The sequence below is a fragment of the Vibrio penaeicida genome (assembly GCF_002933855.1).
Lineage (GTDB): Bacteria > Pseudomonadota > Gammaproteobacteria > Enterobacterales > Vibrionaceae > Vibrio > Vibrio penaeicida_A.
The window spans coordinates 19,219-31,665 of the sequence record NZ_BFAQ01000038.1 but is presented as its reverse complement, the minus strand read 5'-3'; the positions used below and the strand labels follow the sequence as shown (position 1 = coordinate 31,665).

Below are 12,447 nucleotides of genomic sequence, written 5' to 3'. Positions count from 1 at the left end.
CTATCGAACGCAGAGATGGCCCAACGGCGCTTATCTTCTCTCGTCAGAACCTAGCACAGCAAGAGCGTGATGCTACGCAAGTGGCTAACATTGCCAAAGGCGGCTACATCCTAAAAGACAGCGATGGCAAGCCTGAGCTTATCTTGATTGCAACGGGTTCTGAAGTCGAGCTAACCATCGAAGCCGCAGCGCAACTGACGGCAGCAGGTAAGAAAGTACGCGTAGTGTCTATGCCTTCAACGGATGCGTTCGACAAGCAAGACGCCGCTTACCGTGAATCGGTACTGCCTTCAGACGTAACCGCTCGCATTGCAGTGGAAGCCGGTATTGCTGACTTCTGGTACAAGTACGTAGGCTTTGACGGTCGTATCATCGGTATGACAACGTTTGGTGAATCTGCACCAGCAGGCGAACTGTTCAAGATGTTCGGCTTTACGGTTGAAAACGTGGTCGAGACCGCTAACGAACTGTTGGCTTAATTCGTCAGGCTTACGCCAGATTCTGATATCGATTCAATGCCCTGCTCTTGTGAGTAGGGCATTTTTACTTTTGACCAACCGAACCCGTTGGTTCATCAATATTGTCTAGATCAACCAAGTTCCAGGGTAATCCTTTGTTACGATATATCCGCTTTTTCATCCACGTGTAGTCCGCAACGTCGTGATCGAGCCGCTCCCCAACAACGATACAACGTAACGTAACGTCGCTTTTGTTGATAATGGAATGCGCTTCTCCACCAGCGGGGTAACCGATAAAATCTCCGACTTCTATCATGAGCTCTTCATCCCCTATCCGTGCTGTTCCCCTGCCTTCAAGAACATAAACACATTCATCCTCAAAGTAATGAACATGATGCTCAGTGGATTCAAAACCAGGCTGAATTTCAATAATGTGAAATCCAAAGCCTTTTATTCCAGCCAAATCCCCAAGAGACTTATTCGTTCTTTTTGCATTTTTGTTCAAGAAATGTGTCTTATCTGTCCCTTTAAGCTGCTCTATTTCTTGTTTCTTTATCAATCCATTTTTCATACAAACTCCCCTTATGCATAGTCTCTTCTGTATAGATTTTGCACATAAATTACCTGTTATTTCCACTAAAGACAGGTTCTTTTATCTGAGAAACCAATAAAACCAGCGCCTTCTTTCAGGTAAGTGTTCAGGATACGTTTTCCACTCAGCTACATCCGAACATACAATACGGCAAACCCTAAAGTGATATTCATCACATTATTAAAAACACTTTACAGAATGAAAGACCTTAAACCAAGAGGGTAAAGTGGACGCCGTTCCGTTAAATTAAAACCACTTTATTTCATTGTATTAAAAGATTTTTTTAACAGAATGGCGCCCCTTATGTTTGAGGTGCAATCAATCTCACCCATCATTCACACGCTCAATATTTCATCATACAGAACGCTTGACCTTATAATACTTTGATTTCAGTATGTCGTTCGAATTGAGAGGAAGTCATTCTTTATCAGGCGATTAGCATTGGTAACGAACCTTTCCTCTCCGAATTCTTTTGAACATAAATGGATTAATTATGAAAAAAACTATTTTAGCAGTGGCTGTAGTGGCAGCGGCAGGTTCTGTAAACGCAGCAGAAGTTTACAACAATGATGGCTCTACTCTTGAAGTTAATGGTCGTGCGTTTGCCATTATGCAAGTTGAAGACAACGGCACTGGTTCTGAGTCTTCTATCAACGATGGTGGTTCTCGCCTTGGCTTTACTGCTAAGCATCAGGCAACCGAAAGTGTTGCTGCGATTGGTCGTTTTGAAGTTCAATACGGTGACGCAGATACAGCGTTCACTTCACGTGATTTTTACGCAGGTGTCGAATTCACCAACATTGGTACGCTGACTTTCGGTCGTCAAACCACCATTTTTGATGACGTGGCTTTCCGTGGCGGATTCGATGAGTGGTACGGCTACTCTCAGCGCCTTGAAGATCGTGGTCGTGATAACGGTATCGTAAAGTTCACAGCATCTAACTTGGTTGAAAACTTGACCGCAGGTGTAACTTACCAATTCGCACAAGCAGATAACGAACAGCGTAGCGGTTTCACTATTGCTGGTGCATACGAGCTACCAATGGGTCTTGGGCTTTCGGCTGGCTTTTACGATTACACAGATGAAGTCTACGCAGGTCGTACTGTAGAGAAGAACTATGACGGCTTCAACCTAGGTGCTAGCTACAAGTTCAACGCATTCAAAGTGGGTGCAGACTTCTCTATGGAAGATCAGGCGGGTACAGACGTAATGGCTTGGCGTTTAGGCGGTGAGTACAACATCGATGCAACACGTATCTATGGTGGTTACGGGCAAATTGATGCAGACGACGCACCAACTGACTCAGGTTTTTACGCGGGTGTTGGTTATGCTCTAGGTTCGAAAACAACGGTATTTGTTGAGTACTCTCAGCTAGACACTGAAGAGAAAGGCGATTTCGAGTCAGGTGCTACTGCGGGTATCATTGTTAACTTTTAATGCGTAACAATAGATTGTCTGTAGTAATACATTGAATCTATACGAGACGTATAACCAAAGTTAACGAAAACCTTTCCATGGTTTTAAGTTTCTAAATTTCATTTTTGAAGAGCAATTAATCCACTGCCTTCTGACCGGATAGAGCCTTTGTCTATCCGGTTTTTTTCTTATTCTAGAAGTAAAAAAATTAGACTTTATTTTTCTACTAAGGCTTGACCTTGAAAGCGAATACCTTCCCATCCGAACTTAATAAAGTTTCGAATATTCTGGTGATCATTGCCTTCTGGATTCTCTAGTACATCTTTACGGTAGAAATCACCAAAGCAAGAAAGTGTGCTCTTCGGGTCTAAAGCTTGAATCTTCGCAAACGCAAAGATTTTGCACGAACCGTTGTTTTGCCCCGCTTCATTCAGTGTCTCGCCATTTTGAAATTCGGTTGGCGTGAATTCGTAGTTTGATTCAATCACTGAAATAACATCTGCAAATTGAACAGAATTTGGAGACTCGGATAACGTAGTAAGAAGATCCTGTAAATCCATGGATAAGATTCCTTTTGTAGCTAGCTAAATTTGATAAGGTTTAGTTGGCTGAGCAGTATACCCAGCCAGCCCAAATACTCAAATGTTTGTACCCTACCCACTTAGCGCCTTATTGGATTTGTGAACTTTCCTTGCGTTGAATATAAACACTATCAACACTGCCACGACGAATGGTGCCACATAGAGGTTTAGCTTCTGCCAGCCTATCGTCGCTTCTAACCAACCAGACAACATTGCCGTTATCGCCACGCAACCAAACACAAAGAACTCATTGAATGCCTGTGCTTTGGAACGATTTTTATTGGCGTAAGACTGACTAAACAGCCCTGTCGCCGCAATAAACATGAAATTCCACCCAACACCAAGCAAAATTAACGCGGTGGTAAAATGCCAAATGGATTGACCATGGACATTGATAGCAATACACGCAATAAAGATAAATCCGCCCGTTACAATCATGGCGCGAGCACCGAACTTTTCTATCAACCGCCCGGTGAAAAATGCAGGAACAAACATACCTAATACATGCCATTCGATTACCCCAGCCGCTCGGGTGAAATCAAATCCACACCCGAGCATGGCAAGTGGTGTGGCCGTCATCAATAGGTTCATCACGGCGTAAGACACCATTGCAGCGAATACCGCAGTCATAAAGTTTGGCTGTTTTATGATGGTTCGAATGGAATCGCTAACTTCATTACTCTTATTTTCTTGAGCAGTAGGAAAGCCTATCGTCTGCAATACAGTCAAGGCAATGATATTGAGTAACAAAACAGCACCAAAAGCGCCAATGTATAACCCCTCAGGAAACATGGTATGAGACATTACCGCTAAGTTCGGCCCCAGTACTGCGGCTAAAACACCGCCAGCCATCGAAATAGATATCGCTCTGTGGCGCGTATTTTCATGACTGACTTCAACAGCAGCAAACCGATAAAGTGTCCCGAACCCAATGCCGATACCAAGTAAAGTAGTTGCGGCACAAAATAGCCAAAAATTGGTTTGGTTTAACGCGATCGTAGCCAATAGCGCACCGGAAATCCCTATAATATTCCCTAAACTAAAACCTTTTCTTCGACCCAATTTACCCATGATCAAAGAAGCAGGTATCGTCGCTGCCATGAGCCCTAGAAACTGCAGACCGACAGGTAAAGTGATCAAACTTGGACTTGGAGAAATCTCTTTTCCGATTAGACCAACAACCGATATCAATACAATGTTGCCCGTCATGAGCAATGCCTGACACAAAGATAAAAGCCAAACATTCTTATTCATTTATATTCCTTCTAAATCGCTGACGGTATGCCATTGGGCTTATACCATATTGACGTTGAAAAACATTTCTTAAGTTATCGCCACTGACTAATCCAGCGGCTGTAGCAACTCGTTCCAGTGTTAAATCACTGTTCTTTAATAGGTCACAAGCTATATTTAAGCGCTCTTTAACCACATATTGGTTTGGGCTTAGCTTTATATCTGACTGGAAAATACGATTGAGTTGACGGCTGCTTAATCCGACATGATGAGCGATATCTTCTACTCGAATATCCAATTTCAAATGCTGATGAATATAGCGAATAGCACTAGCAATGCGTGTATCGCCTGAACTCTGAGCCAATTGCAACGAAACAAATTGAGACTGACCTCCTGGCCTTCGATAGAAAACCACAAGCTCCTGCGCAACAGAAACGGAAGTCGCATAGCCCAGATCTTGTTCGACGAGGGAAAGGCAAAGATCAATGCCAGCTGTAATACCGGCTGAGGTTGATATCTTACCTTGGTGAAGGTAAATCGCGTTCGAATCTACATGAATAAGTGGATAACGCTCTTGAAGAGCATCGCAGTGTCGCCAGTGGGTTGCCGCGCTTTTATTGTTAAGAATTCCAGCTTCAGCCAACCAAAACGCACCAGTACAAACCGAAGTAACACGTCGGCTATTTTCCGCTCTAGCGAGAAGCCATTCACGAATATCTTCACGCCCCAAATACGTTCTAGATTGATTTCCACCAGGAATGATAAGCGTGTCTAGCTCATCAAGGCTATCCCAACTTTTTTCAGCGTAAAGTGTTAAACCACCGTCCGACTTCAACTTACCTTCTTCGAATGAAAAAATAATGACTTCATAAGCAGGATGTTCATTGAACTTGTTGGCAGAGGAAAATACTTCTGCAGGGCCGATTACATCAAGGCTTTGGCAACCTGGGTAAGCAAAAATCCCGATTTTTTTCATTCGTACCTCATGTGCTCGATTTTACGCTAACACACAGGAGTATGAATTGAATCATGTTTGTCCACAACGACGAATATCAGATCATTTCGGACATTATGTTATGACGAGTGTTATGTTTCCTGTACACACCCTTCATCGAAAATCCTAAACCCATTTTTGCCGGCTGCTTTCGCTTTGTACATAGCAATATCCGCTTGCTTAATAAGTGCTTCAGCCCCGAGTTTGCTTTCTGATTGCGGGTAAAATGTGATTCCAATACTGGCAGATACATGCAACGTATGCCCTTCGTGAACCATGGGTACGGCGACCGCTTCCAGTATCCGGCTAATAGGAATGTCGTAGGCACACGGCTTAGATACGTTTCGAATAACAAAAACAAACTCATCCCCACCAAACCTTGCAACGGTATCACCTGCTCGAATGCTATTTTGGAACTGTTCGGCAACGTGTTCTAACATCATGTCGCCAACAAGATGACCATAGCCATCATTGATTTTTTTGAATCCATCTAAATCTAAAAAGAGAATGGCAATGTGTTTCTTCGAACGTTCCGTTTGAAGCATAGCCTGGCTTAGCCGGTCGGTGAGCAGAATTCGGTTTGGTAAGCCAGTCAGCGAGTCAAAGTGCGCGATATAATTTAAACGCTCTTCGTGCCGTTTTTTTATTGTGATATCTGAAAAAATGCCGACGTAGTGGGTAACTTGACCATGTTCATTTCGAATGGAACTGATGTTCAAGTCCAGCGCGACTTCTTCTCCGCTGGAGCGCTTAACCCAAATTTCATCATTCCAATGCCCTTCCTTTCGTAAAGCTTGGGTCATTTCAGTAAATTGCTTGGCTTGCATGAACCTATTTTGGAATTCCAATAGATTAGCGTTTTTTGACTCGTCAATACTTGTGCCTGCAAACATAAGGCAAGCATCATTGACTTCAATAATGTCCAACTTTGCATTACTGATGAAAATGCCTTCATTGGCATGCTTAAATACACTCGCTGCCAACTTTTCTTTTTCCTGTGCAACATAGGTATCGGTAATATCTCTCACAGCCCCAACCGTTACATCCGGTCTACCATTAGATGAAAACAGTGTTTTACCTTCTTCGATCACATGCTTGATTCGCCCGTCAGGCATGAGTAAACGGTGGCTGACATAAAAAGGGGTTTTGTTTTCTAAAGATTCCCGAAAAGCACGATCTACTTTTACTCTGTCTTCAGGGTGAATAACTTCAAGAAATAGCTGATAAGATGGCTCGTGCTCATCCTCTTCAAGCTCAAAAATATGATAGATTTGCTCCGACCAATAGAGCGAGTCGGTTTCCAAATTGAGCGTCCAACTCCCTATATTTGCAATGCGTTGCGCTTGTATTAAATTGCTTTGGCTATCTTCTAGATCTTCAGTGTGGCCACGAATAACCGTTTCAAGGTTCTTTATGCTAGCCATGAACGCCCACAGAATGATGATTTCCGCCAGAACGTAACCAAGAACGCCCCACATCATGGCGTGGTTAACTGTTTTAGAGAATTGTTCGTATAGCGGTGATGCGTCTTTCCAGAAAAAGACTTTGCCTACTTCTTCATTGCTACCTTGTAAAGTATCGGCATAACTAATGATAGGAAGCTGGATCACGTTAAGCGGTTTGCCACCAAATTCAATAACGTTTTGCTTATAACCTTGCTTGATTAAAGAGGAGTCCGTCAACTGCCGAATTAAGTCTGAAAAAATAGGAGTGGATTGGTGTTTGATAATGCAAAGGCAACCTTCAATGTATTGCATTCGATGGTAATCTTCCTGATAGTCTAACCACATGGATTTCGCGAGAGATGACGTCCGTAACGTCACTCCTGCTTCTATATCAATATGATCTCCTATGCGTTTAAGCATATTGCTTAAAGGTATCCCAACATCAACCGCAGCAATGACTGAGCGATTTTCTTTTACGCCCCTCTGTTCTTGCGCTTCGTCGTCCCTCCCGAAAACTGGCGCAACGGCTCTAAGCGCAGCAATTGTTCTGCCCACTTCGTACCCTGATTGCACTTCGGCATGGGCTATCGCGTTGGTTACCGTCTCCCGAACCCCATCAACAGAGTCACCATAGATACTGGGTTGATCCAGTCTCAAAAAAGCTTTTGCGTCTGGAGCTAAAAATACTTGCAACGTTTTAATGTAGTACTGTTCTTGAATCATTTGCCAAGCAGGCTTGAGCTGGTTGATAAGTTTTTGCCGAAGCAAGTCATTGAGAACCTCGTTGCCATTCTCTTTTTGCTGCGGACTGTTCACTCTTTCACGGATTAAGCTTTTTACATTGGGGTCATTGGCGATAACCGTTGCCAATAAACTCATGTCGGTTTTTGATTGATCTAAAACGGTTTGATAGCTCTGAGTAATTTGACGAGCTTGCTCTTCGATAGAAACAGAAAGGGATTGTTTTGACGAGTTGATGCTAATAGAAACAAAAAGTACATCGATCAAAGCGATGATCACACTGAGAATGATGAAATTATTTCGATGGTATTTTGACAGGTACTTCATAGCGTACCAACCCTCGCTCAATCGGAACTACTTACTCCGTATACAAACATCCATATTTGCAACAGAACCATCCAACCCTACCTTCATACGCACAAAATGGGTTCACACTGACAAGGGGTTTGCACAGAAGAAAGGGTTTGCACTGAAAAAGTTGCACCATTAGCGCACACTTTATTCGGGTTAATGCATCCAGTGTCCATTTTTTATTGGACGAATTCGACCCTTACGAGTAGCTACTTGCAGCAAGTATCAAAAATGAGCCACAAAATGAATAGGGTTATTAATAATTTGAAGGGTAACGAATGATACCCAAAAGAAAGGAAGTATTTAGGTGTCATGACTTTGCCGCACTAAACAATAATGACTTTTATGTTTTGATCAATGAGTGCTTGCTTGTGTTCTTCTGAAATTCCACTGTCGGTGATGAGAATATCAACTGCGCTACACGGAATCACTTTGTATACGCTAACTTTTCCAAACTTGCTGGAATCAGTCACAACTATCGTCGTTTTAATAGACTCACACATAACGCGATACAAACGAGCCTCATGCTCACTGTGTGTCGTAATACCGTAGTCCAAATGTATGCCATCAACCCCCACAAAAATCTTATCAAAATGATAATCCTTCAGGCTTGATTCCGCTTGTGGACCATAAAATGATTGGCTGTCACAACGTAACGTACCACCGGTAATCATGACATCCAAACCAGACGAATTAGACAAAGTCGAAACAATATTCAAGCCATTTGTCATCACGACTAAATCGGATTTATCCGCAATGAGTTTGGCTATGTATTCTGTCGTTGTCCCTGCCCCAAGAATGATCGCATCTTTGGGTTGAATGTGTTTAACCGCTTCTTTCGCTATGGCAAGCTTTTCTGGTGTGTGGTGGGTCAGTTTAATTTTGTTCGATGATTCAGCCAAAGAAGACTGATTACGAATAGCCCCGCCATGAGAACGTATAAGCAACCCTTTTTCGTCAAGGTAGTCGAGGTCATTTCGTATCGTTACTAGGCTGACATCATGTAATTCGGATAGCTCGTTTACTGAAACACTGCCGTTTAAATTCAGCCTATTCAGTATACTTTCCCTTCTTTTACTCGTTTGACTCATCTTGAGAAGCTACCCTCTTCGCAGTAAAATTTCGCGCTTACAACCAAAGCGAGGATTGTACATTAGGATAATTTTGATAACAATTACCCACTGTTAAGCCGAGAAGTAGCGCAGAATTATGCTGTCCTCTGCCCTACAAAACCGAAAAGAATCGAGTACTCTATAGCCCGTTTAATTCTTCCAGCCGCGATGTGCCTTCCATCGGCCCGGTCACCGTTACAGAACGCGAACCACATTTTGCTGCAATACGTAGTGCTTCCTCTATGTTTTGTCCTCTTACTCGACACGCAATATACGCGCCTCCAAAACAATCTCCAGCCCCTGTAGGGTCAACTTCGTCCACTGCGAAAGGCGGTTGAACGTACTTTTTGCTTTGGGTGAATACAGTCGCGCCTTTTGAACCACACTTTAAAACCACTTCCTTCACGTTAAAATGTTCGAAGTAATCGTTAATTGCAGCACTCTGATCTTCAAACTTAGATAACGTAGTGATTTCCGCTTCACTAGGTAAATAGGTATCGGTATTTTCAAGGATCTGGAGGAGTGAACGAGCCATTTTATCATCTAACAATTCTTTACGAATATTAGGATCAAATGACACCGTTCCCCCCTTTTCTTTTACTCGTTTTATAGCCTCAAGCGTAAGCTGTACGATGTCGTCGCTGATCAAAGAAGAGCCCATGACATGAAGGTGCGTGCAATCTTTAAATACCTCTAGGTTCGCGTTTTCTAGACTCAGCTTTCCACAAGCAGCGTTTTTAATGTTGAAGATGAAATCTCGGTTGCCATCCGAGTAATAAGTTACAAAGGCGCTACCGGTGGTTTCCTTTTCTAAAACAGTTATCCCACTAACATCGACGCCATCGTCACGAAGTCGGTTGATATTCAGTTCCCCAAATCCGTCATTTCCAACGGCAGACACAATAGCGCATTCCACTCCGAGCTTAGCAACTTGGTCAATGAATATCGCAGGAGCGCCACTTGGAAACGGGCCAGAAAAAAGTCCGGTTTGTGATAATTGCTGGTTACGTTCTGTCGCCATTATCTCAACGACAATTTCACCAATGGTTACAATCTTCATCATTTACCTTTCTTGTTTTTGTATACGTCTATTCCCACCGCGATGAGAATCACTATTCCTTTCACGATGAGAGAAACAAAGAAATCGACATTCATTAAACTCATAACATTGCTTAAAACAGCAATAATGAGCGCACCTATCAGGGTACCAATGATGGTCCCTCTGCCGCCGGTTAGAGATGTCCCACCGAGAACACAGGCTGCAATGGCATCAAGCTCCATTCCATTTGCTGATGTAGGTTGTGCCGAGAACATTCGGGATGCCAACATGACGCCACCAATCCCAGCCATTAGCCCCGTTATCATGTATGAGTAGACCGTCGTTTTCGCCACATTTATTCCTGAATAAGCAGCAGCTTCAGGGTTCCCGCCAACGATGTATATCTTTCTTCCAAATGTTGTTTTAGATAAAAGAAAATGATTAAGCGCAATCATCGCAATTAGAATGATGATGGGAAATGGTATTCCGAGAAAGTAGCCATTAAATACATACTCAAAAGGCGCATTGTCATAGAGAGAAATGGCTTTACCATCACTGGTCAGCATTGCGGCACCACGCCAAATCCCCATAAAACTCATTGTGACGATAAAAGGGTGTACGCCTAACCACGTGGTAATAAAACCATTTGCAAATCCACAAAAAACGGAAACGCCTAAAGCGATGGGCAACATGAGCGAGAATGGTAGTCCACTCGTTAGCCCCACCACCAATACCAACCCAGTTAAAGCGACGATAGAACCAACAGACAAGTCTATTCCAGCCAGTAAAATGGCGTAGGTCATCCCGAATGCAACAATTGCGACAATCGATGTTTGAAGCAATATGTTGGTAAAATTATTCATCGACAAAAAGTATTCAGATAAAAATGAAGACACGACGATAAGTAGAATAAGCCCACCTAGAATCCCGCCATACTCTTTTACGAACATCCTAATCATTTGAATCCACTCCTGTCGCGTAAACCATAACTTTGTCCTGAGATAACCCTTTAGTATTCAATTCCTTAACGATTCGCTTGTTACGCATGACAAACAATCGGTCACTCATATTCAGCGCTTCTGGCAATTCTGAAGAAACCAAAATCACCGCTGTTCCTGTTGCCGTCAAATCTCGAATAATGCTGTAGATTTCAAACTTTGCACCTACATCCACCCCTCGTGTGGGCTCGTCTAAGATCAGAATGTCAGGCTTTTTTTCTAGCCATTTGGCTAGCACGACCTTCTGCTGATTTCCTCCACTCAATGACCCAACGGATTGGTGTTCATCGTGAACCTTAATGTTCATTTTTTTGATGCTGCCTTTTGTAATTCGCAGCTCTTCACTGGGGTTTCTGATACCTGCGGTTGCCACATCTTCAAAAGAGGCAAGATTGCAATTGATATGCACACTGTGCTCTAACACCAAACCTTCTTCCTTTCTGTTTTCCGTCACGAACGCAATCCCATGGTTTATCGCGACGCTTGGGCTAGATATGTTCAGCGACTTGCCCTTCACTTCGATACTTCCTTGATATGGCAACATACCAAAAAGCGCATTCATAACATCGGAGCGACCTGAACCAACAAGCCCAAAAAAGCCGACAACCTCACCCGCATGAAGATCAAAGCTGACTTCTTGGAAATAGGCCGGATTCGTTAGCGTTCGGACCTTAAGAACAGGTTCGCCCAGCGGTTGTAGTTCATCAATTTTGTCGGGGTAAATGTCGTCCATTTCTCGCCCAACCATCATGGTGATCAATGAATCAATGTTCGTTTGCTCTTTCTCTACCGTATCGATGTACTGCCCATCGCGCATCACTGTTATGTCGTCGGAAATTCTCATTATTTCAGCCATTTTGTGACTCACGTAAACAATGGCTTTGCCTTCTGATTTAAGCTCGGCAATGATGCGAAATAGAATTTCAACTTCCGAATCAGATAAAGAAGATGAAGGTTCATCAAAAATAACGACGTCCGAAAAGTAGCTTAGCCCTTTGGCTATTTCGACTAACTGCCGCTGTGCCATAGACAGTGCGCTGACTTTTATCGTTGGAGAAATGGGGATCTTGTACTTTTCAAGAAGCGCTTTGGTGTCTTCTATCATTTTTGAGTCATCAATGATTCCTCGCGTTTGAGGTTCATTGTTGGCATAAATATTTTCCGCAACGGTCAAGTTATTACACAGAGAAAGCTCCTGAAAGATAATCGCAATTCCGCTCTCTCTTGAATCCATTGGTGACTTGAAATTTACCTCGCGACCATTTCGTCGGATCTGTCCTCGAGTGGGAGAATGGACTCCAGCCAACATTTTTAGTGTCGTGGACTTTCCACAACCATTTTCTCCCAAAATCGTATGTACTCGACCCGATGACAACTGAATAGTAAGACCATCCACGGCTTTTACCGCACCAAAATGTTTGCTCAGATCTTTTGTTTCTAACAGAATTTTTTGCATAAAGACGTCCTGAATGAAATAGAGCTCATC

Annotated in this window: 11 protein-coding genes; 2 read left to right on the top strand and 9 right to left on the bottom strand. The window is 43.1% G+C overall.

Annotated features, from left to right (window positions below):
• Positions 1-479: transketolase-like TK C-terminal-containing protein (locus VPNCDNU1_RS21340; protein WP_272897581.1), on the top strand; the 479-nt coding region annotated here is incomplete at its 5' end.
• A 64-nt stretch (positions 480-543) separates the two neighbouring features.
• Here the strand turns inward: VPNCDNU1_RS21340 and VPNCDNU1_RS21335 are convergent.
• Positions 544-1,029 carry a cupin domain-containing protein gene (locus tag VPNCDNU1_RS21335; RefSeq protein WP_104402215.1) on the bottom strand — a complete coding sequence of 162 codons (486 nt, stop codon included), beginning with the start codon at positions 1,027-1,029 and terminating at the stop codon, positions 544-546.
• 514 nt (positions 1,030-1,543) lie between these two features.
• Here VPNCDNU1_RS21335 and VPNCDNU1_RS21330 point away from each other — a divergent pair.
• Positions 1,544-2,488 (top strand): porin, encoded by a 945-nt coding sequence (locus tag VPNCDNU1_RS21330; RefSeq protein WP_104402214.1) that lies wholly within the window; start codon positions 1,544-1,546, stop codon positions 2,486-2,488.
• 194 nt (positions 2,489-2,682) lie between these two features.
• Here VPNCDNU1_RS21330 and VPNCDNU1_RS21325 read toward each other — a convergent pair whose 3' ends face one another.
• The 8 genes from VPNCDNU1_RS21325 to VPNCDNU1_RS21290 all read right to left on the bottom strand — a co-directional run bounded on the left by VPNCDNU1_RS21325 (position 2,683) and on the right by VPNCDNU1_RS21290 (position 12,417).
• Complete coding sequence (locus tag VPNCDNU1_RS21325) at positions 2,683-3,027, bottom strand: HopJ type III effector protein (protein WP_104402213.1); 345 nt, start codon at positions 3,025-3,027, stop codon at positions 2,683-2,685.
• A gap of 93 nt (positions 3,028-3,120) precedes the next feature.
• Positions 3,121-4,302, bottom strand: a complete 1,182-nt coding sequence (locus VPNCDNU1_RS21320) for an MFS transporter (RefSeq protein WP_104402212.1) — start codon at positions 4,300-4,302, stop codon at positions 3,121-3,123.
• On the bottom strand, positions 4,295-5,257 hold the full coding sequence (locus tag VPNCDNU1_RS21315; RefSeq protein ID WP_104402211.1) for a GlxA family transcriptional regulator: 963 nt from the start codon (positions 5,255-5,257) through the stop codon (positions 4,295-4,297). The genes VPNCDNU1_RS21320 and VPNCDNU1_RS21315 overlap by 8 nt, the downstream gene beginning before the upstream one ends.
• 110 nt (positions 5,258-5,367) lie before the next feature.
• A complete protein-coding gene (locus tag VPNCDNU1_RS21310; RefSeq protein ID WP_104402210.1) occupies positions 5,368-7,788 on the bottom strand; it encodes a diguanylate cyclase domain-containing protein in 2,421 nt (806 codons plus the stop codon).
• Between the two features lie 350 nt (positions 7,789-8,138).
• A complete protein-coding gene (gene agaR / locus VPNCDNU1_RS21305) occupies positions 8,139-8,903 on the bottom strand; it encodes a transcriptional repressor AgaR (RefSeq protein ID WP_104402209.1) in 765 nt (254 codons plus the stop codon).
• A 160-nt stretch (positions 8,904-9,063) separates the two neighbouring features.
• Entirely contained in the window at positions 9,064-9,987 is a 924-nt protein-coding gene (locus VPNCDNU1_RS21300) for a sugar kinase (protein ID WP_104402208.1), read from the bottom strand.
• Entirely contained in the window at positions 9,984-10,922 is a 939-nt protein-coding gene (locus tag VPNCDNU1_RS21295; RefSeq protein WP_104402207.1) for an ABC transporter permease, read from the bottom strand. Before VPNCDNU1_RS21295 ends, VPNCDNU1_RS21300 begins: the two co-directional genes overlap by 4 nt.
• Positions 10,915-12,417, bottom strand: coding sequence for a sugar ABC transporter ATP-binding protein (locus VPNCDNU1_RS21290; protein WP_104402206.1), 1,503 nt, complete (start codon positions 12,415-12,417; stop codon positions 10,915-10,917). The genes VPNCDNU1_RS21295 and VPNCDNU1_RS21290 overlap by 8 nt, the downstream gene beginning before the upstream one ends.
• Positions 12,418-12,447: the final 30 nt, after the last annotated feature.

Coding starts and splice junctions, on each gene's coding strand:
- VPNCDNU1_RS21335 (WP_104402215.1), bottom strand. CDS start 1,029: ATGAAAAATGGATTGATAAAGAAACAAGAAATAGAGCAGCTTAAAGGG.
- VPNCDNU1_RS21330 (WP_104402214.1), top strand. CDS start 1,544: ATGAAAAAAACTATTTTAGCAGTGGCTGTAGTGGCAGCGGCAGGTTCT.
- VPNCDNU1_RS21325 (WP_104402213.1), bottom strand. CDS start 3,027: ATGGATTTACAGGATCTTCTTACTACGTTATCCGAGTCTCCAAATTCT.
- VPNCDNU1_RS21320 (WP_104402212.1), bottom strand. CDS start 4,302: ATGAATAAGAATGTTTGGCTTTTATCTTTGTGTCAGGCATTGCTCATG.
- VPNCDNU1_RS21315 (WP_104402211.1), bottom strand. CDS start 5,257: ATGAAAAAAATCGGGATTTTTGCTTACCCAGGTTGCCAAAGCCTTGAT.
- VPNCDNU1_RS21310 (WP_104402210.1), bottom strand. CDS start 7,788: ATGAAGTACCTGTCAAAATACCATCGAAATAATTTCATCATTCTCAGT.
- agaR (WP_104402209.1), bottom strand. CDS start 8,903: ATGAGTCAAACGAGTAAAAGAAGGGAAAGTATACTGAATAGGCTGAAT.
- VPNCDNU1_RS21300 (WP_104402208.1), bottom strand. CDS start 9,987: ATGATGAAGATTGTAACCATTGGTGAAATTGTCGTTGAGATAATGGCG.
- VPNCDNU1_RS21295 (WP_104402207.1), bottom strand. CDS start 10,922: ATGATTAGGATGTTCGTAAAAGAGTATGGCGGGATTCTAGGTGGGCTT.
- VPNCDNU1_RS21290 (WP_104402206.1), bottom strand. CDS start 12,417: ATGCAAAAAATTCTGTTAGAAACAAAAGATCTGAGCAAACATTTTGGT.